The 24,667-nt window shown below is 73.5% G+C and carries 26 protein-coding genes and 1 pseudogene; 23 read left to right on the top strand and 4 right to left on the bottom strand.

What is annotated here, in order from left to right; genetic code table 11:
- Positions 1-3 precede the first annotated feature (3 nt).
- Genes hisB through hisF form a run of 6 tightly spaced genes read left to right on the top strand, consistent with a single transcriptional unit; the run spans position 4 to position 3,366 of the window.
- A complete protein-coding gene (gene hisB / locus ACFVVU_RS05570; RefSeq protein ID WP_355361642.1) occupies positions 4-597 on the top strand; it encodes an imidazoleglycerol-phosphate dehydratase HisB in 594 nt (197 codons plus the stop codon).
- On the top strand, positions 594-746 hold the full coding sequence (locus ACFVVU_RS05565) for a hypothetical protein (protein ID WP_344325680.1): 153 nt from the start codon (positions 594-596) through the stop codon (positions 744-746). Before hisB ends, ACFVVU_RS05565 begins: the two co-directional genes overlap by 4 nt.
- A gap of 34 nt (positions 747-780) precedes the next feature.
- Positions 781-1,416: an imidazole glycerol phosphate synthase subunit HisH gene (gene hisH / locus ACFVVU_RS05560; RefSeq protein ID WP_380682191.1), complete on the top strand. Its 636-nt coding sequence runs from the start codon at positions 781-783 to the stop codon at positions 1,414-1,416.
- A gap of 20 nt (positions 1,417-1,436) precedes the next feature.
- Entirely contained in the window at positions 1,437-2,162 is a 726-nt protein-coding gene (gene priA / locus ACFVVU_RS05555) for a bifunctional 1-(5-phosphoribosyl)-5-((5-phosphoribosylamino)methylideneamino)imidazole-4-carboxamide isomerase/phosphoribosylanthranilate isomerase PriA (protein WP_380682190.1), read from the top strand.
- The gene (locus ACFVVU_RS05550) at positions 2,159-2,599 is read left to right on the top strand and encodes a Rid family hydrolase (protein WP_380682189.1); all 441 of its coding nucleotides are present in this window, start codon (positions 2,159-2,161) and stop codon (positions 2,597-2,599) included. The genes priA and ACFVVU_RS05550 overlap by 4 nt, the downstream gene beginning before the upstream one ends.
- Positions 2,596-3,366 carry an imidazole glycerol phosphate synthase subunit HisF gene (gene hisF, locus ACFVVU_RS05545; protein WP_387788479.1) on the top strand — a complete coding sequence of 257 codons (771 nt, stop codon included), beginning with the start codon at positions 2,596-2,598 and terminating at the stop codon, positions 3,364-3,366. Before ACFVVU_RS05550 ends, hisF begins: the two co-directional genes overlap by 4 nt.
- 81 nt (positions 3,367-3,447) lie before the next feature.
- On the opposite strand, the pseudogene ACFVVU_RS05540 reads toward hisF, so the two are convergent.
- From ACFVVU_RS05540 to ACFVVU_RS05525, 4 genes and pseudogenes are all read right to left on the bottom strand, one after another.
- Positions 3,448-4,140: pseudogene (locus ACFVVU_RS05540) on the bottom strand (Crp/Fnr family transcriptional regulator); the annotation flags it as partial.
- A gap of 76 nt (positions 4,141-4,216) precedes the next feature.
- Positions 4,217-5,002 (bottom strand): VOC family protein, encoded by a 786-nt coding sequence (locus ACFVVU_RS05535; RefSeq protein ID WP_387788478.1) that lies wholly within the window; start codon positions 5,000-5,002, stop codon positions 4,217-4,219.
- A 126-nt stretch (positions 5,003-5,128) separates the two neighbouring features.
- On the bottom strand, positions 5,129-5,767 hold the full coding sequence (locus ACFVVU_RS05530; protein WP_387788477.1) for a TIGR03085 family metal-binding protein: 639 nt from the start codon (positions 5,765-5,767) through the stop codon (positions 5,129-5,131).
- Between the two features lie 32 nt (positions 5,768-5,799).
- Complete coding sequence (locus ACFVVU_RS05525) at positions 5,800-6,438, bottom strand: hypothetical protein (protein WP_387788476.1); 639 nt, start codon at positions 6,436-6,438, stop codon at positions 5,800-5,802.
- Between the two features lie 166 nt (positions 6,439-6,604).
- On the opposite strand from ACFVVU_RS05525, the gene hisI reads away from it, so the two are divergent.
- The 17 genes from hisI to ACFVVU_RS05440 all read left to right on the top strand — a co-directional run bounded on the left by hisI (position 6,605) and on the right by ACFVVU_RS05440 (position 24,556).
- Positions 6,605-6,976, top strand: a complete 372-nt coding sequence (hisI, locus tag ACFVVU_RS05520) for a phosphoribosyl-AMP cyclohydrolase (protein WP_355361623.1) — start codon at positions 6,605-6,607, stop codon at positions 6,974-6,976.
- A gap of 56 nt (positions 6,977-7,032) precedes the next feature.
- On the top strand, positions 7,033-8,547 hold the full coding sequence (locus ACFVVU_RS05515; RefSeq protein WP_387788475.1) for an anthranilate synthase component I: 1,515 nt from the start codon (positions 7,033-7,035) through the stop codon (positions 8,545-8,547).
- A gap of 55 nt (positions 8,548-8,602) precedes the next feature.
- Complete coding sequence (locus ACFVVU_RS05510) at positions 8,603-9,049, top strand: hypothetical protein (RefSeq protein ID WP_380684402.1); 447 nt, start codon at positions 8,603-8,605, stop codon at positions 9,047-9,049.
- Positions 9,050-9,069: 20 nt separating this feature from the next.
- Entirely contained in the window at positions 9,070-9,711 is a 642-nt protein-coding gene (locus ACFVVU_RS05505) for a TIGR02234 family membrane protein (RefSeq protein WP_380684403.1), read from the top strand.
- A gap of 182 nt (positions 9,712-9,893) precedes the next feature.
- Entirely contained in the window at positions 9,894-10,142 is a 249-nt protein-coding gene (locus ACFVVU_RS05500; RefSeq protein ID WP_355361615.1) for an HGxxPAAW family protein, read from the top strand.
- A gap of 80 nt (positions 10,143-10,222) precedes the next feature.
- Positions 10,223-10,672, top strand: a complete 450-nt coding sequence (locus tag ACFVVU_RS05495; protein WP_380684404.1) for a DUF2752 domain-containing protein — start codon at positions 10,223-10,225, stop codon at positions 10,670-10,672.
- Between the two features lie 193 nt (positions 10,673-10,865).
- Positions 10,866-11,672, top strand: coding sequence for an indole-3-glycerol phosphate synthase TrpC (gene trpC / locus ACFVVU_RS05490; RefSeq protein WP_380684405.1), 807 nt, complete (start codon positions 10,866-10,868; stop codon positions 11,670-11,672).
- Positions 11,673-11,682: 10 nt separating this feature from the next.
- Positions 11,683-11,832, top strand: coding sequence for a tryptophan biosynthesis modulator TrpM (trpM, locus tag ACFVVU_RS05485; RefSeq protein ID WP_344337432.1), 150 nt, complete (start codon positions 11,683-11,685; stop codon positions 11,830-11,832).
- Positions 11,833-11,887: 55 nt separating this feature from the next.
- Entirely contained in the window at positions 11,888-13,147 is a 1,260-nt protein-coding gene (trpB, locus tag ACFVVU_RS05480) for a tryptophan synthase subunit beta (protein ID WP_380684406.1), read from the top strand.
- Between the two features lie 2 nt (positions 13,148-13,149).
- Positions 13,150-13,959: a tryptophan synthase subunit alpha gene (gene trpA / locus ACFVVU_RS05475; RefSeq protein WP_380684407.1), complete on the top strand. Its 810-nt coding sequence runs from the start codon at positions 13,150-13,152 to the stop codon at positions 13,957-13,959.
- A gap of 228 nt (positions 13,960-14,187) precedes the next feature.
- Positions 14,188-14,481 carry a hypothetical protein gene (locus ACFVVU_RS05470; protein WP_387788474.1) on the top strand — a complete coding sequence of 98 codons (294 nt, stop codon included), beginning with the start codon at positions 14,188-14,190 and terminating at the stop codon, positions 14,479-14,481.
- A gap of 120 nt (positions 14,482-14,601) precedes the next feature.
- Entirely contained in the window at positions 14,602-15,063 is a 462-nt protein-coding gene (locus ACFVVU_RS05465; RefSeq protein ID WP_355361603.1) for a MauE/DoxX family redox-associated membrane protein, read from the top strand.
- A gap of 68 nt (positions 15,064-15,131) precedes the next feature.
- On the top strand, positions 15,132-15,995 hold the full coding sequence (locus tag ACFVVU_RS05460) for a DsbA family protein (RefSeq protein ID WP_387788473.1): 864 nt from the start codon (positions 15,132-15,134) through the stop codon (positions 15,993-15,995).
- Between the two features lie 153 nt (positions 15,996-16,148).
- Positions 16,149-17,132, top strand: coding sequence for a prolipoprotein diacylglyceryl transferase (gene lgt / locus ACFVVU_RS05455; protein ID WP_387788472.1), 984 nt, complete (start codon positions 16,149-16,151; stop codon positions 17,130-17,132).
- 169 nt (positions 17,133-17,301) lie between these two features.
- Positions 17,302-18,024: a VIT1/CCC1 transporter family protein gene (locus tag ACFVVU_RS05450; protein WP_355362093.1), complete on the top strand. Its 723-nt coding sequence runs from the start codon at positions 17,302-17,304 to the stop codon at positions 18,022-18,024.
- Between the two features lie 477 nt (positions 18,025-18,501).
- Positions 18,502-23,103, top strand: coding sequence for a glutamate synthase large subunit (gene gltB, locus ACFVVU_RS05445; RefSeq protein WP_387788511.1), 4,602 nt, complete (start codon positions 18,502-18,504; stop codon positions 23,101-23,103).
- A complete protein-coding gene (locus tag ACFVVU_RS05440; RefSeq protein WP_380682048.1) occupies positions 23,096-24,556 on the top strand; it encodes a glutamate synthase subunit beta in 1,461 nt (486 codons plus the stop codon). The genes gltB and ACFVVU_RS05440 overlap by 8 nt, the downstream gene beginning before the upstream one ends.
- Positions 24,557-24,667: the final 111 nt, after the last annotated feature.

Raw genomic sequence — 24,667 nt, 5'->3', positions numbered from 1 at the left:
CGAATGACCCGCATCGGACGCGTCGAGCGCACCACCAAGGAGACCTCCGTCCTGGTCGAGATAGACCTGGACGGCACCGGCAAGACCGACATCTCCACGGGCGTCGGCTTCTACGACCACATGCTCGACCAGCTCGGCCGCCACGGTCTCTTCGACCTCACCGTGAAGACCGACGGCGACCTGCACATCGACACCCACCACACCATCGAGGACACCGCCCTCGCGCTCGGCGCCGCCTTCCGGCAGGCGCTCGGCGACAAGGTCGGCATCTACCGGTTCGGCAACTGCACCGTGCCGCTGGACGAGTCGCTCGCCCAGGTGACCGTCGACCTCTCCGGCCGCCCCTACCTGGTGCACACCGAGCCGGAGAAGATGGCGCCGATGATCGGCACCTACGACACCACCATGACCCGGCACATCCTGGAGTCCTTCGTGGCCCAGGCCCAGATCGCCCTGCACGTCCACGTGCCGTACGGTCGCAACGCGCACCACATCGTGGAGTGCCAGTTCAAGGCGCTGGCCCGGGCCCTGCGCTACGCCGCCGAGCGCGACCCGCGCGCGGCCGGCATCCTCCCGTCGACCAAGGGCGCACTGTGAGCAACTCCGCGATGATCCTCATCTTCGTCGGGCTCTTCCTGGCCGGCGGCGTCATCTCGTTCTGGAAGCAGAAGCACTCCAAGGGCGTCATCCTCGTGCTCGCCCTGGGTTCGCTGATGTGCCTGGGCTCGGGCCTCATGCGCCTGTAACCGTCGAGCGAACGAAAGACTGGGACACCTGAACATGGGCAAGAACGTCGTGGTGCTCGACTACGGCTCGGGCAACCTCCGCTCGGCGCAGCGCGCCCTGGAGCGGACCGGGGCGAACGTCACCGTCACCTCCGACTACCAGACCGCGATGGACGCCGACGGCCTGCTGGTGCCCGGCGTCGGCGCCTTCGAGGCCTGCATGCGCGGGCTGAGGTCGGTCCGCGGGGACTGGATCATCGGGCGCCGGCTGGCCGGCGGCCGGCCGGTCATGGGCATCTGCGTGGGCATGCAGATCCTCTTCGAGAAGGGCGTCGAGCACGGCGTGGAGAGCGCCGGCTGCGACGAGTGGCCGGGCACCGTGGAGCCGCTGGAGGCGCCGGTCGTGCCGCACATGGGCTGGAACACCGTGGACGCCCCCGAGGGCAGCCGGATGTTCGCCGGCCTGGACGCGGACACCCGCTTCTACTTCGTCCACTCCTACGGGGTACGCAGCTGGGAGCTGGAGGCGCACAGCGCGCGGATCAACCCGCCGCTGGTCACCTGGGCCACCCACGGGCAGCCGTTCGTCGCGGCCGTCGAGAACGGTCCGCTGTGGGCCACCCAGTTCCACCCCGAGAAGTCCGGCGACGCCGGCGCCGCCCTGCTGACCAACTGGGTCAGCACCCTCTGACGACGGAAGAGTTTCAGATCATGAGCCGCCTCGAACTGCTGCCCGCCGTCGACGTCCGGGACGGCCAGGCCGTCCGCCTGGTCAAGGGCGCCTCCGGCACCGAGACCTCCTTCGGCGAGCCGCTCGCCGCCGCCCTCGCCTGGCAGGACGCCGGCGCCGAGTGGCTGCACCTGGTCGACCTCGACGCCGCCTTCGGCACCGGCTCCAACCGGGACCTGGTGCGCGAGATCACCGGGACCCTGGACATCAAGGTCGAGCTGTCCGGCGGCATCCGCGACGACGCGTCGCTGGCCGCCGCGCTGGCCACCGGCTGCACCCGGGTCAACCTCGGCACCGCCGCCCTGGAGAGCCCCGAGTGGGTCGCCAAGGCCATCGCCGAGCACGGCGAGCGGATCGCCGTCGGCCTGGACGTGGTCGGCACCACGCTGCGCGGCCGCGGCTGGACCAGCGAGGGCGGCCAGCTGTTCGACGTGCTGGCCCGCCTGGACGCCGAGGGCTGCGCCCGCTACGTGGTCACCGACGTCAACCGGGACGGCACCCTGACCGGCCCCAACCTCCAGCTGCTGCGCGACGTGTGCGCCGCCACCGACAAGCCGGTGGTCGCCTCCGGCGGCGTCTCCTCGCTGGACGACCTGCGGGCCATCGCCGGCCTGGTCGGCGAGGGAGTCGAGGGCGCCATCGTGGGCAAGGCACTCTACGAGCAGAAGTTCACCCTCGGAGAGGCGTTGGAGGCGGTTTCGGGATGACGGAACGTCGGATCGTGCGCGGCCGGCTCGGCGGCTTCTCCGTCTGGGAGGAGACCCTCGGCGCGTCGCAGGCGGTCGCCGCCGGGGACCACGTGCACGTCGCCGGTGCCCGGCCGCTGGTGGACGGCGTGCTGCACGGCGAGGGCGACCCCTACGAGCAGGCCCGGACCGCCTTCGGCAACGCGCTGGAGGCCCTGGCCGCGTACGGTCTGACGGCGGACGACGTGGTCCGCACCCGGGTGTACCTCACCCACGCCCGTGACATCGACGCGGCGGGCCGCGCCCACCAGGAGCTCTTCGGCGCGGTGCGCCCGGTGGCCGCCGTCGTGGTGGTGGAGAGCCTGGTCGACTCGCGGATGCTCGCCGAGGTCGAACTCGACGCCCACCGCGCCGGACTCGCCGCGACCCTGGAAGCTTTGGAAGGCAATCAGCCGTGACCCTCGCAGTACGTGTCATCCCCTGCCTGGACGTCGACGCCGGCCGCGTGGTCAAGGGCGTCAACTTCCAGAACCTCCGCGACGCCGGGGACCCGGTCGAGATGGCCAAGCTCTACGACGCCGAGGGCGCCGACGAGCTGACCTTCCTCGACATCACGGCCTCCTCCGGCGACCGCGAGACCACCTACGACGTGGTCCGCCGCACCGCCGAGCAGGTCTTCATCCCGCTCACCGTCGGCGGCGGCATCCGCGCCGTCGACGACGTCGACAAGCTGCTGAGGGCCGGCGCCGACAAGATCGGCGTCAACACCGCCGCCATCGCCCGCCCCGAGCTGGTCCGGGAGATCGCCCAGCGGTTCGGCCGCCAGGTGCTGGTGCTCTCGGTCGACGCCCGGCGCTGCCCCGAGGGCACCGAGACCGCCTCGGGCTTCGAGGTCACCACGCACGGCGGCCGTCAGGGCACCGGGCTGGACGCCGTCGAGTGGGCCGGGCGCGCCGCCGAGCTGGGCGCGGGCGAGATCCTGCTCAACTCGATGGACGCCGACGGCACCAAGGACGGCTACGACCTGGAGCTGATCCGGGCGGTGCGCAAGACCGTGTCGGTGCCGGTGATCGCCTCCGGCGGGGCCGGGAAGCTCGCCGACTTCGCCCCGGCGGTGGAGGCGGGCGCGGACGCGGTGCTGGCCGCCAGCGTCTTCCACTTCGGCGACCTGCGGATCGGCGAGGTCAAGAACGCGCTGCGGGAGGCCGGGCACCCGGTCCGCTGAGGCCGGATCGGGGTCGGGGCCGACGTCCGTGCCGAGGGCCGCGCCGGGGTCCGTCCGTCCGTCGGCCAGCTCCACCAGGCCGGGCAGCGACAGGACGACGGTGCTGCGCCGGCCCAGCCGGATCAGGCCGCGGTCGGCCAGCTCGTGCAGGGCGTGGTGGACCCGGCGCTCGCCGGCGCCGGTCAGGGCGGCCAGCTCCGCCTGGGTCAGCCGGGGGCGGACGGTGATGCCGGCGCCGCGCGGACCGACGGTGCCGTAGCACCGGGCCAGGTCGGCGAGTCGGCGGGCGAGCCGGTGCAGCACCGGCTCGGAGGCGAGGCCGACCAGCCGACGGGTGGTGGTCCGGCCGCGGTGCACCAGGCAGCGGCTCAGCGCGAGGCCGGCCGGGGCGTGGCCGCCGAGCCAGTGCAGCCACTCGGGCTGGGAGATCCGGCGCACGGTGACCGGTCCGGCCGCGGTCACGGTCGCCGAGCGGGGCTGCCCGTCGAGGGCGGCGGCCTCGCCGACCACGTCCCCGTACGCCCGGACGTCCAGCAGGGCGGTCGCGCCCGCGGTGTCCTCGACGGTGGCCTTGGCGAAGCCGGTCAGCAGCAGCAGGACGAAGCCGCCGGGGTCCCGGTCCAGGATCAGGGTCTCGCCGTGGCCGTGCGCGCGCCGGGTGCCCAGCCGCAGGACGGCCCGCTCGGCGGCGAGCGCGGCGGGGGAGCCGTCGCGGCGCAGCTCGGCCAGCAGGGTGCCCTCGGGCCAGCCCCCGTCCGACGGTGTTCGCTGCACGGCCGCACCCCCTGCGCTGCTCGCTCGCTCGCGAGGCTAGCGCAGGGGGTGCGGGGGCGGAAGCGCCGGAAGGCGGTCAGGACTCCTTCGGGGGTTCGCCCTTGATCAGGGCGAACGGGGCGCCGAACGGGTCGGCGAGCCAGGCGATCCGGCCGACGTCCGGGACGCTCTCCGGGCCCATCAGCACGGTGGCGCCGGCGCCGGTGGCCCGGGCGACCACGCCGTCCACGTCCACGGCGCCGAAGTACGGCGTCCAGCTCGGCGGCTGGGCCTCGCCCATCACCGGGGCGATGCCGCCGAACGCGGTGCCCCGCAGGTCGCCCTCGGCGGGGGAGAGCACCTTGTACGTCATGCCGGGGGCGGGGAAGTCCTCGGAGCGCCAGCCGAAGACCTTCCGGTAGAAGGCGAAGCCCGCGTCGACGTCACTGGTGTGCAGCTCGGCCCAGATCAGCGCGCCGTCCTCGGAGACCACGTCCAGGCCGGTCACCGTGCCGGGCTGCCAGAGCGCGAAGTCGGCGCCCTGCGGGTCGGTCAGCTGGGCCATCAGCCCGGCGTCCATCACGTCCATGGCCGGGACCCGGACGGTGCCGCCGGCCTGCGCGACGGCCTTGCCGGTGGCCTCGGCGTCGGGCGTGCGGAAGTACGTCGTCCAGGCCGAGTGCGCGCCCTCCTCGGTGAGCGGGCCGACGGCCGCGGCCGTCTTCCCGTTCAGCTGGAGGAAGCCGTAACCGCCGGCCTCCGGGCCGGCGGACCGGAAGGTCCAGCCGAAGACCGTCCCGTAGAAGGTGGCGGCGGCGGCCGGGTCCGGGCTGCCGAGGTCGATCCAGCAGGGGGAGCCGGCGGGGAAGTCGGTGGTGAGCATGGTGTCGCGTCCCTTCGGGGGAGGGAGACGGGAACGACGGGCGGGGCCGGGCGGCGGCCCGCCCGGCCTCTGCCATCTGCGAGTCTGCACCCCGCCGGTGACATCCGCAGCCGGGACCGCCCCCGGCTACGGGATCGGCAGGGCGTGGCGCAGGGCCTCGACGGCGTCCTCGGGGCCGTCCACCGTCAGCTCGGCGCGGGCGCCGCGGCCGAAGGCGAAGAGCACCAGCTCGCCCGGCTCTCCGGTGATCCGCACGGTCGGCATGCCGGCCGGGCCGACGGTCAGGCTCCGGCCGTCCGGGTGGCTCAGCTGCAGCCGCACGGGGGAGCGGCGGCCGGCCTCCAGCCGGGCGATCAGCGGGAGCCGGCGCCAGAGCGCCTCGACCCGGCCGGGCGGTACGGGCCGAGGCCCGGGGCCTTCGCCGGCGCGGGCGACGTCCTCGGCGTGCACGTAGTACTCGACGGTGTTGGCCGCCTCGTCCGCGCCGGGCAGCGAGAACAGCGAGAGCACCGGCGGTCCGGAGCGGAACATCCGGACCAGCTCCTCGTAGGGCCGGTCGGCGTACGACTCCTGCACCCGGTGGGTCCAGCCGGCCAGCGGGCCGACCCGGATGCCCGCGGCGGCGTCCGGCCGCCGCTCGCGGATCACCAGGTGGGCGGCGAGGTCCCGGGTGGACCACCCGGCGCAGAGGGTGGGCGCGTCCGGTCCGGCGGCGGCCAGCAGTTCGGCCAGGCGGTGGCGCTCGGCGAGGGCGTGGTTCGACATGCCCTCAGCCTAGGCGTCCCGCTGACGGGGATTCAGCGCAGCTGCCCGGTGAGCTTGGTGGAGCCGGGCCGGTTGCTCGCGGTCAGGATGCAGGTGTAGTCGCGCCAGCCCTGCTGGTAGAAGGAGAAGTTCGGGCCCACCGGGTAGCTGTAGTACGGCCCGCCGCCGCCCTGCCGGGCCTCGGCGGCGGCCTGCGCCTCCTTGCAGCCGTCCCGCATCGCGTTGCCGATCTGGTAGTCGCCGGACAGCCCCTCCGGCAGCAGCTGGTCGGCGACGGCCTCGCCGTCGTGCTTCTCCTCGCAGGGGCGGGCCTCCGGCTTGGTGACCGTCTTGCTCAGCTGCGGGTGGTCCAGGCAGGCGCCGACGGTGAAGAAGCTGTACGGCACCGCCTTGCTCGGCGTGGGCGTCGGCGTCGGGGTGGGCGTCGGCGTGGGGGTCGGGGTGGGCGTCGGCGAGGCCGTGGTGGGGGTGGGCGGCGGCGGCTTGGGCGCCGGGTCGTCCGCGGGCCACAGCAGGACCGTCGCCACCACCGCGAGCAGGACCGCCAGCACCGCCGCGACGGCGATCAGCAGGCCCCGGGACGGCCGGGCGTCGGAGGTGCCCCCCGGGCGGGGGCGGTCGTCGTCGCCCGGCGGCTCGGCGGGGTCGGCGGCGCGCTGCTCGGAGGTCATGACCATGAGAATGGCGCAGAACCGGGCCGCCCGGCAGGCGGTTGGCACAACTCGTTCGATCGGATGGTCGGTCCGGCGCCCCGGGGACCGTCCGCCGCTGTTCACGGCCGCGGCCGCGATCCGGACGGCGGCCCGGCCGCCCGGACCGGGCTGACACAATGGCCCCATGTCCACCACACCCGCCGCCCCCGGTTCCACCGCCCTGGCCGCCGAGATCGCCGCCCGCCTCAAGCGCACCGAGGACGGCCTCCTCCCGGCGATCGCGCAGCAGTACGACACCGGCGAGGTGCTGATGCTGGGCTGGATGGACGACGAGGCGCTGCACCGCACCCTCACCACCGGCCGCTGCACCTACTGGAGCCGCAGCCGCCGCGAGTACTGGGTGAAGGGCGACACCTCCGGCCACGTGCAGCAGGTCAAGTCGGTCGCGCTGGACTGCGACGGCGACACCCTGCTGGTCAAGGTCGACCAGACCGGCGCGGCCTGCCACACCGGCGACCGCACCTGCTTCGACGCCGACGTGCTCCCGCTCGGCTGACCGACCGCCCGGCCGACCACCCCCTTCCGCCCCTCCGTCGTAAGGTGCCGCACGCCATGGACCTCGAAGCCTTCCGCAAGCTCGCCGTCGACACCCGGGTCATCCCGGTCACCCGCAGGCTCCTCGCGGACGGCCTCACCCCGATCGGCCTCTACCGCAGCCTCGCCGACGAGCGCCCCGGCACCTTCCTGCTGGAGTCCGCCGAGCAGGGCCGCAGCTGGTCGCGCTACTCCTTCGTCGGCGTGCGGTGCGCCGCCACCCTGACCACGGCCCCGGACGGCGGCGCCCGCTGGCTCGGCGCCCCGCCGGTCGGCATCCCCACCGACGGCGACCCGCTGGAGGTGCTGCGCGCCACGCTGCGGGCCCTGCACACCCCGCGCCACCCCGACGACGGCCTGCCCCCGCTCACCGGCGGCCTGGTCGGCTACCTCGGCTACGACGTGGTCCGCCGGCTGGAGAAGCTGCCCGACCTCAACCCGGACGACCTGAAGCTGCCCGAGCTGACCCTGCTGCTCGCCACCGACCTCGCCGTGCTCGACCACGCCGACGGCACCGTGCTGCTGATCGCCAACGCGGTCAACCACAACGACCTGGCCAGCGGGGTGGACGAGGCCTACGCGGACGCCGTCGCCCGGCTCGACGCGATGGAGGCCGACCTGCTCAAGCCGGTCGACCCGGGCCTGGCCACCTTCACCCCGAGCGGCCCCGGCGAGGTCCGCTCGCCGTTCGGCGGGGAGCCGTACCGGGCCGCGGTGGAGGAGATCAAGGAGCGGATCCGGGCCGGCGAGGCGTTCCAGGTGGTGCCCTCGCAGCGGTTCGAGGCGCCCTGCCCGGCCTCCGCGCTCGACGTCTACCGGGTGCTGCGCACCACCAACCCGAGCCCGTACATGTACCTGTTCCGCTTCCCCGGCCCGGACGGCGGCGCCGAGGGCGGCTTCGACGTGGTCGGCTCCAGCCCGGAGGCGCTGGTCAAGGTCACCGACGGCGCGGCGATGCTGCACCCGATCGCCGGCACCCGGCACCGCGGCGCCACCCCGCACGAGGACGCCGAGCTGGCCGCCGAGCTGCTCGCCGACCCCAAGGAGCGGGCCGAGCACCTGATGCTGGTCGACCTCGGGCGCAACGACCTCGGGCGGGTCTGCGAGCCGGGCAGCGTCGAGGTCGTCGACTTCATGCAGATCGAGCGCTACAGCCACGTCATGCACATCGTCTCCACGGTGACCGGCAAGGTCGCCGAGGGGCGGACCGCCTTCGACGTGCTGACCGCGTGCTTCCCGGCCGGCACCCTCTCCGGGGCTCCCAAGCCGCGGGCGATGCGGATCATCGAGGAACTGGAGCCCACCCGCCGCGGCCTGTACGGCGGCTGCGTCGGCTACCTGGACTTCGCCGGGGACTCCGACACCGCGATCGCCATCCGCACCGCCGTGCTGCGCGACGGCACCGCGTACGTGCAGGCCGGCGCCGGCGTGGTGGCCGACTCCGACCCGCACGGCGAGGACACCGAATGCCGCAACAAGGCCGCCGCCGTCCTGCGCGCGGTGGCCACCGCGAATACGCTGCGTAGGCCGTAGGACCGCCGGTCCCCGCGCGGGTCGCGGGGGCCGCCGCAGCGGAAGGGACAGCAGGATGCCGGAGGCGCAGCGGCGGATCGTGACCTCCGCCAGGGAGCAGCTGGTGCGGCAGCCGGGCGGCCACGGCGGCGTCCTCGCGGACGTGCGGCTGGACGGGCAGCCGGCCGCGCTGGTGCTGCTCGCCCCGGGGGCGGTGCCGGACCCCGCCGGGCACTACCGGGCCGGGGACGCGCTGGTGGTGCTGGACGTGCTCCCGGCGCCGGAGCCGGCCGGGCGCCACCGGTTCCACGCCGCCGCGGGCGTCCCGCTGTACGTCGTGGTGGACCCGCGGGAGGGCGTCTGCACGGTGCACAGCCGCCCGCTGCCCGGCGCCGGGTACCGGGAGGCGGAGCGGGTGCCCTTCGGGAACGATCTCTTCCTGCCGCTGGGGGAGCGCACCTTGGTGCTGGAGACGGGCGGTTTCCCGGTCGAGCCGCCCACCCCGGGTGCGGTGGCGGGGTGAGGGCGGGGGACACTGGTGCGGTGAGCGCTGAAGCCCCTACCGACGCCGTACCCCCCGCCCCCGCCGCCGCTCCCGCGCCCGCCGCGCGGGCCGGACGGCGCACGCTGGGGGTGATGCTGCTGCTCACCGTGCTGGGCGCGGTGCTGGTCCTGACCGCCGCCGGCCGGGTCTGGGCCGAGGGTACGGCGGGGACCCTGGAGGTCTCCGTCACCGGCGGGAAGATCTCCGAACTGCCCGCCGGGCTGGCGCTGGTGGCGCTGGCGGCGGCGGTGGCGGTGTTCGCGGTGCGCGGCGCCGGCCGGCTCGCGGTGGGGGCGCTGACCGTGCTGGCCGGGCTGGGCGCGGCGGCCGCCGCGGCGGCGGGCGCCGGGGACACCGCCGCGCTGGACGCGGAGGCGGCCCGCAAGCTGGCGCTGACCGGCTCGGCCGCGACCGGGGTCTCGCACACCGCCTGGCCGTGGGTGGCCCTGCTGGGCGGGCTGCTGCTGGCGCTGGCCGGGCTGCTGACCGCCCGGTACGGGCGCGGCTGGCCGGCCATGGGCAGCCGCTACGAGGCGCCGACCGGCAAGGCGGCGCCGGCGAAGCGGCGGGCCGCCGCCGCGGAGAGCCCGGCGGACCTGTGGAAGGCGCTGGACCGGGGCGAGGACCCGACGGCGGGCTGACCGGACGGACCGCCGCGCGCCGAGCGTCGACGCGCCGGGCCCGACTGTGACGTGATAGACCCGGCACCCCCTTGGGGCGTGCTTGTGTGGCCCGGCACAATGGAGACGTCAAGTGGGACACGTCAACCCGTGAGGGGCCGAGCAGGCCCGGTCGGGCCCCGAGAGCGTAGGAGCACCATCCGATGGCAGCAGCAGCACACGGCCACAACCCCGCCGCCTGGACCGGCGTGACCATCTCGTTCCTCGGCTTCGGCATCGCCGGCGTTGCGATGATCCTCCCGTCGGTGCTGCTGACCTGCGCCGGCCTGGCGGTCGTCCTGCTCGGCGGCGTGGTCGGCAAGGCCATGTCGATGGCGGGCATGGGCAAGCAGCCCAGCACCATGGTCTACACCCCCGAGGAGCAGGCCGCGCTGGCCGCCGCCTCCGCCTGATCGAACGGCACCTCGCGTGAACGGCGGCCCGCGGGCCGCCGTTTCGCTTCTCCCGCCCGGGCGCCCGGGCGGGCACAATCATGGGCGTGAACGCCGCCCCCGCCCCCACCGCCGCCCGGCCCTCCGCGCCGCGCCGGCTGGTGCCGCCGCTGTCCGCAGTGGCCGCCGTGGCCATTCCCACCGGGTACGTCGCCACGGTGGACCCGAACGTCCCCGGGCACTACCCCGACTGTCCCTTCCTGGCGGCCACCGGCTGGTGGTGCCCCGGCTGCGGCGGGCTGCGCTGCGTGCACGCGCTGACCCACGGGGACCTCAGCGGAGCGCTGCACGACAACGCGGTCGCGGTGCTGCTGTTCGCCGTGCTGGGGGTGCTCTGGGTGCGCTGGCTCTGGGCCGCGCTGCGGGCCCTGCCCGGCCCCGGGCTCGCGCTGGGGGCCCGGCGCTGGGTGCTGGTGGGGCTGCTCGTCCTGGTCTTCACGGTGGTCCGCAATCTGCCGGTCGGCGCGGGCCTGGCACCGCCCCCGGTCTGACCGTTCCGGTGGTGGTGGCGGTGTGAAGCCGCAGTTCGCGGCGGTCGCCGGGGGTCCGTTCCGTGAGACGCGCGCCGGGCGGATGCGCCGTGCGCTCCCCCGTGCCGATACCATCGAAGGGCCGGAGGTCCGCTAGGCCGTCCGGCTCCTCGCCAGCGGGACCAGGACTGGCAGACATGATGGGGGCGCCCGAGTGAGTGTGCTCGACTCGATCGTCGAAGGGGTCCTGGAGGACCTCGCCGAGCGGCAGGCCCGGGTCTCGCTGGACGAGCTCAAGGAGCGCGCCGCCAAGGCCCCGGACGCCAAGGACGGCGTGGCCGCGCTGCGCGGCGACGGTGTCCGGGTGATCTGCGAGGTCAAGCGCTCCAGCCCGTCCAAGGGCGCGCTGGCCGCGATCGCGGACCCGGCGTCGCTGGCGATCGACTACGCGGCCGGCGGCGCCGCCGCGATCAGCGTGCTGACCGAACAGCGCCGCTTCGGCGGGTCGCTGGCGGACCTGGACGCCGTCCGGGCCGCCGTGGACACCCCGCTGCTCCGCAAGGACTTCATCGTCACCGCCTACCAGCTGTGGGAGGCCCGGGCGCACGGCGCGGACCTCGCGCTGCTGATCGTCGCGGCCCTCGAACAGCCGGCCCTGGTGTCGCTGATCGAGCGGGCCGAGTCGATCGGCCTCACCCCGCTGGTCGAGGTGCACGACGAGGAGGAGATCAAGCGCGCGGTGGACGCCGGCGCGCGGATCATCGGCGTCAACGCCCGCAACCTCAAGACCCTTGAGGTGGACCGCAACACCTTCGGCAACGTCGTCCACGCGATCCCGGACGGCATCGTCAAGGTCGCCGAGTCCGGGGTGCGCGGCCCGCTCGACGTGATCTCCTACGCCAACCTGGGCGCGGACGCGGTGCTGGTCGGCGAGTCGCTGGTGACCGGCAAGGACCCGCGGGCCGCGGTGGCCGACCTGGTCGCCGCCGGTGCCCACCCGGCGATCCGGCACAAGGACTGATCCCGCCGCCATGAAGATCGCCACCCGACTCGCTCCCGGCTGCCGCCCGCGCGGCTGCCGCGCGCCCGCACGCCGGGTGCTGGGGCGGCGGGTGCGGTACGTCATCGGCTGCGAACCCGGGCAGGTGCCGGGGCGGCGATGGCGCGAGACGTCCGGCTGAGCGCAGCCGACAGACGTCACCGTCAACCGTCGTCATCTTTCCGAGGGACTTCACCATGTCCGAACGGTCCGACAAGGACTACCTGCCCGGCGCCGAGGTGCCGGACGCGCGCGGCTACTTCGGCGCGTACGGCGGCCGCTTCATCCCGGAGGCGCTGGTCGCCGCCGTGGAGCAGGTCGCCGAGGAGTACGAGAAGGCCAAGGCCGACCCGGCCTTCACCGCCGAGCTCGACGCGCTGCTCAAGGACTACACCGGCCGCCCCAGTCCGCTGACCGACGTGCACCGGTTCTCCGCCGAGGCGGGCGGCGCGCGCATCCTGCTCAAGCGCGAGGACCTCAACCACACCGGCTCGCACAAGATCAACAATGTGCTGGGCCAGGCCCTGCTCACCAAGCGGATGGGCAAGACCCGGATCATCGCCGAGACCGGGGCCGGCCAGCACGGCGTGGCCACCGCCACCGCCTGCGCCCTGTTCGGCTTCGACTGCACCATCTACATGGGCGAGGTCGACACCCAGCGCCAGGCGCTGAACGTCGCCCGGATGCGGATGCTCGGCGCCGAGGTCATCGCCGTGAAGTCCGGCAGCCGCACGCTCAAGGACGCCATCAATGAGGCGTTCCGCGACTGGGTCGCCAACGTGGACTCCACCCACTACCTGTTCGGCACCGTGGCCGGCCCGCACCCCTTCCCGATGATGGTCCGCGACTTCCATCGGGTCATCGGCGTGGAGGCGCGCGAGCAGGTGCTGGAGCGCACCGGGCGGCTGCCCGACGCCGTGGTCGCCTGCGTCGGCGGCGGCTCCAACGCGATGGGCATCTTCCACGAGTTCATCCCGGACGCCGGGGTGCGGCTGATCGGCTGCGAGGCGGCCGGCGAGGGCGCCGAGACCCCGCGGCACGCGGCCACCCTCACCAAGGGCGACCCGGGCGTGCTGCACGGCTCGCGCACCTACGTCCTGCAGGACGAGGACGGCCAGACCATCGAGTCGCACTCGATCTCGGCGGGCCTGGACTACCCGGGCGTCGGCCCGGAGCACGCCTGGCTGAAGGACACCGGCCGGGCCGAGTACCGCCCGGTCACCGACGACGCCGCCATGCAGGCGCTGCGGCTGCTGTCCCGCACCGAGGGCATCATCCCGGCCATCGAGAGCGCGCACGCGCTGGCCGGCGCCCTGGAGCTGGGCCGCGAGCTCGGGCCCGAGGCCACCATCCTGGTCTCGCTCTCCGGGCGCGGCGACAAGGACATGCACACCGCCGCCGAGTACTTCGGCCTCTACGACGAGCCGGGCGCCGGCTCCGCCCACGGGGGTAAGTGACCATGGCTTCGAAGCTCAGTGGCATCCTGGCCGCCGCCGAGGCGGAGGACCGCGCCGCGCTGATCGGCTACCTGCCGGCCGGCTTCCCGTCCGTGGACGGCGGCGTGCGGGCGGTCAACGCGCTGATCGAGGGCGGCTGCGACATCGTCGAGGTCGGCCTGCCGCACTCCGACCCGGTGCTGGACGGCCCGACCATCCAGACCGCCGACGACATCGCGTTGCGGGCCGGCGTGCGGATCAAGGACGTGCTGCGCACCGTCCAGGAGGTCGCCGCCGCGCACCCCGCCGCGGCGGTGCTGGTGATGACCTACTGGAACCCGGTGGACCGGTACGGCGTCGCGCGGTTCGCCGCCGACCTGGCCGCGGCCGGCGGGGCGGGCTGCATCCTGCCGGACCTGCCGGTGGAGGAGTCCGAGGAGTGGCGCAAGGCGGCCGGGGAGCACGGTCTGGACACCGTGTTCGTGGTCGCGCCGAGCAGCAAGGACAAGCGGCTGGCCGAGGTCACGGCGGCCGGCAGCGGCTTCGTGTACGCGGCCGCGGTGATGGGCGTGACCGGCAGCCGGGCGCAGGTCGGCGACCTCGCCGAGGACCTGGTCGCCCGGACCAGGGCCACCACCGAGCTGCCGGTCTGCGTCGGCCTCGGGGTGTCGACCCGTGAGCAGGCCGCGCAGGTGGCCGGGTTCGCGGACGGCGTGATCGTCGGCTCGGCGTTCGTGCAGCGGATCCTGGACGCCGACGGGGACGAGGAGGCCGCGCTGGCGGCGGTGCGTTCGCTGGCCGGTGAGCTGGCGCAGGGCGTGCGCCGGCGGTAGGACCGCCCGCCACGGCTCGTCCGGCGGCCCGTCACCCCTTTGCCGGGGGTGGCGGGCCGCCGTCGTTCCCGGACCCGTTCGACGCCCGTCCGGTCAACCCGCCGACCCGAACGGGTGAACAGTGGCGGGCACGCGCACCAGCGGTGGTTGGGCCGCGTTGAGTGGAGGGACGAGTGCACCTGCCACGTGCCCGGTGCCCGGGGGCGAGCGAGCGGAAGGGGTCGGCCGATGCCCGGTCTTCAGCGAGCCGTGCTGCTGCGGGCGGCCGCGGCCGCGCTGGCGCTCGGCGCCGCGCTCGGGGCACAGAGCGCGGTCGGGCCGGCGCTGGCCAGGCGGGGGGTGGAGCGGGCCGAGCGGGACGCCCAGGTGTGCGCGGAGGCGGTCCGGCTGGCGGCGGTGGCCCGGGCCGGCCGCTCGGCCGCCCGGGGCCGGCCGGAGCTCGCCGCCCCGGACCGCTCCGCCGCCGTCCGCCGCGACCTGGGGTGGCCGCCCGGCTGCGGCCCCGACCACCCATTAGGGTGAAATGCCCTCAGAGTGTCTTAACCTTCACTCTTTTGGCTTAACTCGGAAATCAGGAGGAACCCGGCGTCCCCACGAGCGGTTCATAGGGGCGTGACGGTGTTTCCCGAGGGGGTTGTCCGGATGGCCGGGCCGGCGACTGAGTGGATCGGCACGGCCGCCCGGCTCGGCCTGGCCGTGGTCTGGGGCTGGGCCGGGCTGGCGAAGATCGCCGACCCGGCGGAGGCCGCCCAGGCGGTGCGCGCGTACGAGATCCTGCCCGAGTCCCTGGTCAAACCGGTGGGCCACGGGCTGCCCTTCCTGGAGCTGGCGCTCGCCCTGCTGCTGGTGATCGGCCTGGGCACGCGCCTGGTCGCGGCCGTCTCGGCGGTGCTGCTGCTCGCCTTCATCGGCGGGATCACCTCCGCGTGGGCGCGCGGCATCTCGATCGACTGCGGCTGCTTCGGCGGCGGCGGGGCGGTCGACGCCTCGCAGACCGAGTACCTGCAGGAGATCCTGCGCGACACCGGGTTCCTGCTGCTGGCCGGCTGGCTGGTCTGGCGGCCCCGTACGAAGTTCTCCGTGGACGGCTGGCTGGCCGGCTGAGTGCCGGCTCCGCCGTCCCGGTCCCACCCACCGCACCCCCACCCCCCGAACCTGGAATTCCAAGGCTGATGAGCGAGAAGAACCGAGAAGGCAAGCGCACCGCCCGTGAGCGGATGCTGGCGGAGCGGGCCGAGGACGAGGCCCGCGGCCGGCGGAGGAAGAAGCTGATCATCGGCGGCGTGGCGCTCGCGGTGATCGCCGCCGCGGTGGTCACCGGCGTGGTGGTGCAGGACCAGCGCTCCACCCCGGAGACCCCCACCGCCGTCCCGGCCGGCACCATCGGGGACAAGAACCTGGTCGTCCCGGTGGGCTCGGACAACGCGCCGTCCGTCCTCACCGTCTACGAGGACCCGCGCTGCCCCGCCTGCGGCATCTTCGAGCGGGAGTTCTCGTCCACCATCAGCCAGCTGGAGGACGCGGGCAAGATCTTCACCAACTACCACATCGTCTCGTTCATCGACCGGGCCGTGCCGGGCAAGGGCTCCAAGTACGCGGCCAACGCGCTCGGCTGCGCCCAGGACGCCGGGCACTTCCGCGACTACCACGACGTGCTGTACCGCAACCAGCCGGACGAGACCAACGACGCCTTCGGGAACAAGGCCACCCTGATCAACCTCGCCAAGCAGGTCGACGGCCTGGTCACGCCGACCTTCGAGGCCTGCGTCAACGACCTGAAGTACAGCGGATGGGTGTCCGCCGTGCAGCAGGACTTCGACAAGTCCAGCTTCAAGTCCACGCCGACCGTGCTGCTCAACGGGCAGCCGATCTACCCGAAGTTCAACAACGAGGAGATCACCCCGGCCAACCTGGTGAAGTGGGTGGACGCGGCCAACCAGGGCAAGCAGCTGGGCACCCCCGGCACCCACGGCCAGTCCCCGGCGCCCACCAGCACCACCTCGGAGGCCAACAACCCCTCGCCGAACGCCGGCTGAGCGGGCGCGTACGCTGCGGGGTGGCCGCCGCCCCCTCCCCGTCCGGAGGGGGCGACGGCGGGCCGTGCTCCGGGCCCGCGCCCCGATCTGTGCCCGACTGTGACCGCCGGGGTGTCCTGGACGGGCCGTCGACCCTGTAGCGTCGGAGCTGCCATGGATATCGCCTACATTCCCAGCCCGTCGCGGGGTGTCCTGTACCTCGGACCGATCCCGCTGCGCGCCTACGCCTTCTGCATCATCCTCGGTGTCGTCGTCGCCGTCTGGCTCGGCAGCAAGCGCTGGGTCGCCCGGGGCGGTGGCCGGCACACCGTGGGTGACATCGCCGTCTGGGCCGTGCCGTTCGGCCTGGTCGGCGGCCGGCTGTACCACGTGATCACCGACAACCAGCTCTACTTCGGCGAGGGGAAGAACCCCTGGAACGCCCTGAAGATCTGGGAGGGCGGCCTCGGCATCTGGGGCGCGATCGCGCTGGGCGCGGTCGGCGCCTGGATCGGCGCCCGCCGCCGCGGCGTCCCGCTGCCCGCGTACGCGGACGCCATCGCGCCGGGCATCGTGCTCGCCCAGGCCCTCGGCCGCTGGGGCAACTGGTTCAACCAGGAGCTGTACGGCCGGGAGACCACCCTGCCGTGGGGCCTGGAGATCACCAAGACGCTGCCCAACGGCGAGGTCGTCACCACGATCCACCACCCGACCTTCCTCTACGAGTCGCTCTGGTGCGTGGGTGTCGCGCTGCTGGTGATCTGGGCGGACAAGCGGTTCACCCTGGGCCACGGGCGGGCCTTCGCGCTGTACGTGGCCGGGTACACGGCGGGCCGGTTCTGGACCGAGTGGCTGCGGGTCGACGAGGCGCACCACATCCTGGGCCTGCGGCTGAACGACTGGGTGGCGATCCTCGTCTTCCTCGGGGCCGTCGCGTACTTCGTGATCGTCGGGAAGAAGCGGCCCGGCCGGGAGGACCCGGCGAGCATCGATCCGATGGCGAGCGCCGAGGCACGGGCCGGGGAGCCCGCCGACGCGCCGTCCGACGAGCCGGGTGACCTGCCGAAGGCCGAGCGGGACGCGGAGCCCGCCGCCGGCGCCGCGGAGTCCGGCGCCAAGCGCGACAAGCTGGAGAAGGGCGCCAAGAACCCGGCCTGACCTGCGCCGACCCCTGCTCCCGGCCGCCTCCGCACCCCGTGCGGAGGCGGCCGAAGCCATGTTCGGACAGCCTAACTTTGCTGGAAGTGCCCAGCTCAAGAGGGTTACGGTCAGTCAGTAAGGCGATCTGACCAATGGACGGAGGGGAACGGCCGTGACTGCGACCGCCCTGGAACACGAGGCCGGGCACCAGCCCCGGATACCCGCCGCAGGGCACCACCGGGACGTCAACGGCGGCTGGCTGCGGCCGGCGGTGTTCGGTGCGATGGACGGCCTGGTCTCCAACTTCGCGCTGATGACCGGCGTCGTCGGCGGCGCCGTCTCCACCAGCACCGTGGTGCTCACCGGCCTCGCCGGGCTGGCGGCCGGCGCCTGCTCGATGGCGGCGGGCGAGTACACCTCGGTGGCCTCCCAGCGGGAGCTGGTGCAGGCCGAGATCGAGGCCGAGCGGCTGGAGCTGCGCCGCAACCCGCACGGCGAGCTGGCCGAGCTGGCCCAGCTGTACGTCGAGCGCGGGGTGGATCCCGAGCTCGCCCACGAGGTGGCGCGGCAGCTGTCCGCCGACCCGGAGCAGACGCTGGAGATCCACGCCCGCGAGGAGCTCGGCATCGACCCCAACGACCTGCCCTCGCCGTGGGTGGCGGCCGGGTCCTCCTTCGTCTGCTTCGCGGTGGGCGCGCTGCTGCCGCTGCTGCCGTACCTGCTGGGTGCGACCTCGCTGCTGCCGGCGCTGCTGGTCGCGGCGGCCGGGCTGTTCGTCTGCGGTGCGGTGGTGGCCCGGGTGACCGCGCGCAGCTGGTGGTACAGCGGCCTGCGGCAGCTGGCGCTGGGCGGTGTCGCGGCAGCGGTGACCTACCTGCTGGGCGTGCTGATCGGCGGGCAGGTCGGCTGACGCCGGACGGGTCGATGGGGCGAGCGACCGAGGGGCCGGAGGGACTGGCGGGCCGGGTCGGCCGGGCACTGTGCCGTTGCATTGTTATGCGCCCGAACGGGTGAGCTTGCACACATGGCCGCCCGGCTGGACCTGGCCTTGTCTCGCCATATGGGCCCATTCGCCGAGGAATCGCATCCGCGGATCGATTTCCGGGCTGGAATCGCAGGCCGCATTGATCGACTCCGATGGCCGGGGGATCTGGCCCCTGTTTCAGCCCCTGGAGCGCCGGGCACAATCGTCGGGACGTGCGGTGTGGCACGTTCCCTCATCACCCCCGTGACCTGCGGGTCCGTCCGCGATGTGGACGCTTTTTTCCGCTTCCCGGGGTCTTCGGCATCATGTAACGTGCGTGCCTCAATCGCATCAGGGCCAGCGTCGTCCCTACTGCACCAGTTTCGAAAGACGACGACGGGAGAGCCGATGCTGTCTGCATCCATGCACTCCGCCAACGAGCCCCAGGCCGGCGCCGCCCGCCCGCCGTACGCGCTCGTTCCGGATGCGCGACCTGCTGCTCAGGGCCTGTACGACCCGCGAAACGAGCACGACGCCTGTGGCGTCGGATTCGTCGCCACGCTGACCGGCACCGCCGACCACACCGTCGTCGAGCAGGCGCTGACCGTCCTGCGCAACCTGGAGCACCGCGGCGCCACCGGCGCCGAGCCGGACTCCGGTGACGGCGCGGGCATCCTCACCCAGATCCCGGACGCCTTCCTGCGCGCCAACGTGGCCTTCGAGCTCCCGGCGGCCGGCGGCTACGCGGTGGGCATCGCCTTCCTGCCCGACGCCGACGACGAGGACGCCGCCGCCGTCGCCCGGATCGAGGCGATCGCGGACGAGGAGGGCCTGACCGTCCTCGGCTGGCGCGACGTCCCGGTCACCCCCGACCTGCTGGGCGCCACCGCCCGCGGTGTCATGCCGCGCTTCCGCCAGCTCTTCCTGGCCGGCGAGGGCAAGACCGGCCTGGCGCTGGACCGGGTCGCCTTCGTGGTCCGCAAGCGCTCCGAGCGCGAGGCCGGGGTCTATTTCCCCTCGCTCTCCGCGCGCACCATCGTCTACAAGGGCATGCTGACCACCGGCCAGCTGGAGCCCTTCTTCCCCGACCTGTCGGACCGGCTCTACGCCTCCGCGCTCGGCCTGGTGCACTCGCGCTTCTCCACCAACACCTTCCCGAGCTGGCCGCTCGCCCACCCGTACCGGTTCGTCGCGCACAACGGCGAGATCAACACGGTCAAGGGCAACCGGAACTGGATGACCGCCCGGGAGTCCCAGCTCGCCACCGACCTCATCCCCGCCAACCGCAACGGGCAGGGGCTGGAGCGGATCTTCCCGATCTGCACCCCGGACCACTCCGACTCGGCCTCCTTCGACGAGGTCCTGGAGCTGCTCCACCTCGGCGGCCGCTCGCTGCCGCACGCCGTGCTGATGATGATCCCGGAGGCGTGGGAGAACCACGCCACGATGGACCCGGCCCGCCGCGCGTTCTACCGGTACCACTCCAACCTGATGGAGCCCTGGGACGGCCCGGCCTGCGTCACCTTCACCGACGGCATCCAGATCGGCGCCGTGCTGGACCGCAACGGCCTGCGCCCGGCCCGCTACTGGATCACCGAGGACGGCCTGGTCGTCCTCTCCTCCGAGGTCGGCGTGCTCGACATCGAGCAGACCCGGGTGGTCAAGAAGGGCCGGCTGCAGCCCGGCCGGATGTTCCTCGTCGACACCGCGGAGCACCGCATCGTCGAGGACGAGGAGATCAAGTCGGCGCTGGCCGCCGAGCACCCCTACGAGGAGTGGGTGGAGGCCGGGCAGATCCAGCTCGCCAAGCTCCCCGAGCGCGAGCACATCGCGCACACCCACGCCTCGGTCACCCGCCGCCAGCAGACCTTCGGTTACACCGAGGAGGAGCTGCGGGTCATCCTGGCGCCGATGGCCAAGACCGGCGCCGAGGCACTCGGCTCGATGGGCACCGACTCGCCGATCGCCGCGCTGAGCGAGAAGCCGCGACTGCTGTTCGACTACTTCGTGCAGCTGTTCGCGCAGGTCACCAACCCGCCGCTGGACGCGATCCGCGAGGAACTGGTCACCTCGCTGCTGTCCAACCTCGGCCCCGAGGGCAACCTGCTGGCCGCCGAGGCCGCCGCCTGCCGCTCCGTCGGCATCACCTTCCCGGTGATCGACAACGACGAGCTGGCCAAGCTGGTCCACGTCAACGCGGACGGCGACCAGCCCGGGCTCAAGGCCGTCACGCTGTCCGGCCTGTACAAGGTCGCCGGCGGCGGCGAGGCGCTGGCCGCCCGGCTCGCCGCGATCGCCGCCGAGGCCGACGCGGCGATCGCCGACGGCACCCGGATCATCGTGCTCTCCGACCGGCACTCGGACGCCGAGCACGCCCCGATCCCCTCGCTGCTGCTCACCTCGGCGATCCACCACCACCTCATCCGCACCAAGCAGCGCACCCGGGTGTCGCTGCTGGTCGAGGCCGGTGACGTCCGCGAGGTGCACCACGTCGCGCTGCTGATCGGCTACGGCGCCGGCGCGGTCAACCCGTACCTGGCCATGGAGTCGGTCGAGGACCTCGTCGCCCAGGGCACCTTCCTGACCGCGATCGAGCCCGAGAAGGCGATCAAGAACCTGATCAAGGCGCTCGGCAAGGGCGTGCTCAAGGTGATGTCCAAGATGGGCATCTCCACCGTCGCCTCCTACCGCGGCGCGCAGGTCTTCGAGGCCATCGGCCTCTCCCGGGAGCTGGTGGACGCCTACTTCGCCGGCACCACCACCAAGCTCGGCGGCATCGGCCTGGACGAGATCGCGAAGGAGACCGCCGCCCGGCACGCCAAGGCCTACCCGGCCTCCGGCATCCCGGCCGCGCACCGCGCGCTGGAGATCGGCGGCGAGTACCAGTGGCGCCGCGAGGGCGAGCCGCACCTGTTCGACCCGGACACCGTCTTCCGGCTGCAGCACTCCACCCGCAACCGCCGCTACGACGTCTTCAAGCAGTACACGGACCGGGTGAACGAGCAGTCCGAGCGGCTGATGACGCTGCGCGGCCTGTTCAAGCTCGACGCGCTCGGCCGCACCCCGGTGCCCGTCGAGGAGGTCGAGCCGGTCTCCGAGATCGTCAAGCGCTTCTCCACCGGCGCCATGTCGTACGGCTCGATCTCGCTGGAGGCGCACGAGACCCTGGCGATCGCGATGAACCGCCTCGGCGGCAAGTCCAACACCGGTGAGGGCGGCGAGGACCCGGACCGCCTGTACGACCCGGAGCGCCGCTCGGCGATCAAGCAGGTCGCCTCCGGCCGGTTCGGCGTCACCTCCGAGTACCTGGTCAACGCCGACGACATCCAGATCAAGATGGCCCAGGGCGCCAAGCCCGGCGAGGGCGGCCAGCTGCCCGGCCACAAGGTGTACCCGTGGGTCGCCAGGACCCGGCACTCCACCCCGGGTGTCGGTCTGATCTCGCCGCCGCCGCACCACGACATCTACTCGATCGAGGACCTGGCGCAGCTGATCCACGACCTCAAGAACGCCAACCCCGAGGCCCGCATCCACGTGAAGCTGGTCTCCGAGGTCGGCGTCGGCACGGTCGCGGCCGGCGTCTCCAAGGCGCACGCGGACGTCGTGCTGGTCTCCGGCCACGACGGCGGCACCGGCGCCTCGCCGCTCACCTCGCTCAAGCACGCGGGCGGCCCCTGGGAGCTCGGCCTCGCCGAGACCCAGCAGACCCTGCTGCTCAACGGCCTGCGCGACCGGATCGTGGTGCAGACCGACGGCCAGCTGAAGACCGGCCGCGACGTCGTCATCGCCGCCCTGCTGGGCGCCGAGGAGTTCGGCTTCGCGACCGCCCCGCTGGTGGTCTCCGGCTGCATCATGATGCGCGTCTGCCACCTGGACACCTGCCCGGTCGGCGTCGCCACCCAGAACCCGGTGCTGCGCGAGCGGTTCTCCGGCAAGCCCGAGTTCGTGGTCAACTTCTTCGAGTTCATCGCCGAGGAGGTCCGGGAGATCCTGGCCTCGCTGGGCTTCCGCTCGATCGAGGAGGCCGTCGGCCACGCCGAGCACATCGACGCCGAGGCCGCGGTCGACCACTGGAAGGCCGCCGGGCTCGACCTCGCCCCGCTGTTCCACGTGCCCGAGCTGCCCGAGGGCGCGGCTCTGCACCGCACCACCACGCAGGACCACGCGCTGGACAAGGCCCTGGACAACCAGCTGATCGACCTGGCCCAGGACGCCCTGGAGAACGGCGACGCCGTCCGCATCCAGCTGCCGATCCGCAACGTCAACCGGACCGTCGGCACCATGCTCGGCCACCAGGTGACCAAGCGGTACCGCGGCGAGGGCCTGCCGGAGGGGACCATCGACGTCACCTTCACCGGCTCGGCCGGCCAGTCCTTCGGCGCCTTCGTGCCGCGCGGCATCACGCTGCGCCTGGAGGGCGACGCCAACGACTACGTCGGCAAGGGCCTGTCCGGCGGCGTGATCGTGGTCCGCCCGGCCCGTGACGCGGCGGCGATCGGCAACGACGCGCAGAACCACGTCATCGCCGGCAACACCATCGGCTACGGCGCCACCGGCGGCCGGATCCACCTGCGCGGCAAGGCCGGCGAGCGGTTCGCGGTCCGCAACTCCGGGGCCACCCTGGTGGTCGAGGGCGTCGGTGACCACGGCCTGGAGTACATGACCGGCGGCCGGGTCGTCGTCCTCGGCGAGACCGGGCGCAACCTGGCGGCCGGCATGTCCGGCGGCATCGCCTACGTGCTGGACCTGCGCCCGGCGAACGTCAACAGCGGCATGGTGGGCATCGAGGCCCCCGACGCCGCCGCCCGCGAATGGCTGCGCGAGACCGTGCAGCAGCACTACGAGGAGACCGGCTCCACCGTGGCGGCCGAGCTCCTGGCGGACTGGGGCAGCGGGGTCTCCCGCTTCTCCACGATCATGCCGACCGACTACAAGGCAGTGCTCGCCGCCAAGGACGCCGCTGAGCGCGATGGCCTCTCCGAGGCCGAGACCACTCGCAAGATGATGGAGGCGGCACGTGGCTGACCCCAAGGGCTTCCTGACCACGCCCAAGCAGCTGGCCGAGCGGCGTCCGGTGGACGTGCGCCTGCGCGACTGGAACGAGGTCTACGTCGAGCGCAGCCTGCTCCCGATCATCACCAAGCAGGCCGGGCGCTGCATGGACTGCGGCATCCCGTTCTGCCACAACGGCTGCCCGCTCGGGAACCTCGTCCCCGAGTGGAACGACCTCGCCTACCGGGACGACTGGAAGGGCGCGATCGAGCGGCTGCACGCGACCAACAACTTCCCGGAGTTCACCGGGCGGCTCTGCCCGGCGCCCTGCGAGTCGGCCTGCGTGCTCGGCATCAACCAGGACGCGGTGACCATCAAGAACGTCGAGGTCACCATCATCGACAAGGCCTGGGACCGCGGCGGGGTCACCCCGCAGGTGCCGGAGCGGCTGTCCGGCAAGACGGTCGCCGTGGTCGGCTCCGGGCCGGCCGGCCTGGCCGCCGCCCAGCAGCTCACCCGGGCCGGGCACACCGTGGTGGTGTACGAGCGGGCCGACCGGATCGGCGGCCTGCTGCGGTACGGCATCCCCGAGTTCAAGATGGAGAAGCGCCACATCAACCGCCGCATCGAGCAGATGCGCGCGGAGGGCACCCGGTTCCGCACCGGCGTGCACGTCGGCGAGGACGTCACCGGGCAGCAGCTGCGCGAGCGCTTCGACGCGGTGGTCGTCGCCGCCGGCGCCACCACCGCCCGCGACCTGCCGGTGCCCGGGCGCGAGCTCAAGGGCGTCCACCAGGCCATGGAGTACCTGCCGCTGGCCAACAAGGTGCAGGAGGGCGACTTCGTGGAGTCGCCGATCAGCGCCAAGGGCAAGCACGTCGTGGTGATCGGCGGCGGCGACACCGGCGCGGACTGCGTCGGTACCGCGCACCGGCAGGGGGCGGCCTCCGTCACCCAGCTGGAGATCATGCCGCGGCCCGGCGAGGACCGGCCGGCCAACCAGCCGTGGCCGACCATGCCGATGACCTACAAGGTCACCTCGGCGCACGAGGAGGGCGGCGAGCGGATCTACTCCGTCTCCACCACCCACTTCAGCGGCGACGAGGAGGGCAACGTCCAGCAGCTGCACCTGGTCGAGGTGGAGTTCAAGGACGGGAGGTTCGAGCAGGTGCCGGGCACCGAGCGGGCCGTCCCGGCGCAGCTGGTCACCCTGGCGATGGGCTTCACCGGGACGGACGTGAAGAACGGTCTGGTCGAGCAGCTGGGCGTGGACCTCGACGCACGCGGTAATGTGGCCCGGGACGGCCGCTTCGCCACCAATGTCGATGGCGTCTACGTCTGCGGTGACGCGGGACGAGGCCAGTCCCTGATCGTCTGGGCCATCGCGGAGGGCCGTTCGGCCGCCGCGGCGGTCGACACCTACCTGGGCGGCAAGACCCCGCTGCCCGCCCCGATCCGGCCGACGGACCGCCCGCTGGTGGTCTGATCCGGTCCAGGTAGCCCGGCACCGCACTGCCGGGTCGTACCGAGCCGCACCCCGTCAGCGTCGCCGGGCCACCGCGGTCCCTGGCGCCTGCCCACATCCCCGACCAGTTTG

The organism is Kitasatospora sp. NPDC057965, assembly GCF_042887135.1.
GTDB lineage: Bacteria > Actinomycetota > Actinomycetes > Streptomycetales > Streptomycetaceae > Kitasatospora.
The sequence above is the reverse complement of the archived record's forward strand: the minus strand, read 5'-3'. Positions and strand labels throughout refer to the sequence as shown.

What these genes read in the sequence shown, in the direction of transcription:
- ACFVVU_RS05550 (WP_380682189.1), top strand. Translation starts at nt 2,159, where the DNA reads ATGACGGAACGTCGGATCGTGCGCGGCCGGCTCGGCGGCTTCTCCGTC.
- trpM (WP_344337432.1), top strand. Translation starts at nt 11,683, where the DNA reads ATGAAGATCGCCACCCGACTCGCTCCCGGCTGCCGCCCGCGCGGCTGC.
- trpB (WP_380684406.1), top strand. Translation starts at nt 11,888, where the DNA reads ATGTCCGAACGGTCCGACAAGGACTACCTGCCCGGCGCCGAGGTGCCG.
- ACFVVU_RS05470 (WP_387788474.1), top strand. Translation starts at nt 14,188, where the DNA reads ATGCCCGGTCTTCAGCGAGCCGTGCTGCTGCGGGCGGCCGCGGCCGCG.
- priA (WP_380682190.1), top strand. Translation starts at nt 1,437, where the DNA reads ATGAGCCGCCTCGAACTGCTGCCCGCCGTCGACGTCCGGGACGGCCAG.
- ACFVVU_RS05460 (WP_387788473.1), top strand. Translation starts at nt 15,132, where the DNA reads ATGAGCGAGAAGAACCGAGAAGGCAAGCGCACCGCCCGTGAGCGGATG.
- trpA (WP_380684407.1), top strand. Translation starts at nt 13,150, where the DNA reads ATGGCTTCGAAGCTCAGTGGCATCCTGGCCGCCGCCGAGGCGGAGGAC.
- ACFVVU_RS05495 (WP_380684404.1), top strand. Translation starts at nt 10,223, where the DNA reads ATGGGCGTGAACGCCGCCCCCGCCCCCACCGCCGCCCGGCCCTCCGCG.
- hisB (WP_355361642.1), top strand. Translation starts at nt 4, where the DNA reads ATGACCCGCATCGGACGCGTCGAGCGCACCACCAAGGAGACCTCCGTC.
- ACFVVU_RS05465 (WP_355361603.1), top strand. Translation starts at nt 14,602, where the DNA reads ATGGCCGGGCCGGCGACTGAGTGGATCGGCACGGCCGCCCGGCTCGGC.
- ACFVVU_RS05525 (WP_387788476.1), bottom strand. Translation starts at nt 6,438, where the DNA reads ATGACCTCCGAGCAGCGCGCCGCCGACCCCGCCGAGCCGCCGGGCGAC.
- ACFVVU_RS05500 (WP_355361615.1), top strand. Translation starts at nt 9,894, where the DNA reads ATGGCAGCAGCAGCACACGGCCACAACCCCGCCGCCTGGACCGGCGTG.
- hisH (WP_380682191.1), top strand. Translation starts at nt 781, where the DNA reads ATGGGCAAGAACGTCGTGGTGCTCGACTACGGCTCGGGCAACCTCCGC.
- lgt (WP_387788472.1), top strand. Translation starts at nt 16,149, where the DNA reads ATGGATATCGCCTACATTCCCAGCCCGTCGCGGGGTGTCCTGTACCTC.
- hisI (WP_355361623.1), top strand. Translation starts at nt 6,605, where the DNA reads ATGTCCACCACACCCGCCGCCCCCGGTTCCACCGCCCTGGCCGCCGAG.
- ACFVVU_RS05510 (WP_380684402.1), top strand. Translation starts at nt 8,603, where the DNA reads ATGCCGGAGGCGCAGCGGCGGATCGTGACCTCCGCCAGGGAGCAGCTG.
- ACFVVU_RS05515 (WP_387788475.1), top strand. Translation starts at nt 7,033, where the DNA reads ATGGACCTCGAAGCCTTCCGCAAGCTCGCCGTCGACACCCGGGTCATC.
- ACFVVU_RS05530 (WP_387788477.1), bottom strand. Translation starts at nt 5,767, where the DNA reads ATGTCGAACCACGCCCTCGCCGAGCGCCACCGCCTGGCCGAACTGCTG.
- ACFVVU_RS05535 (WP_387788478.1), bottom strand. Translation starts at nt 5,002, where the DNA reads ATGCTCACCACCGACTTCCCCGCCGGCTCCCCCTGCTGGATCGACCTC.
- gltB (WP_387788511.1), top strand. Translation starts at nt 18,502, where the DNA reads ATGCACTCCGCCAACGAGCCCCAGGCCGGCGCCGCCCGCCCGCCGTAC.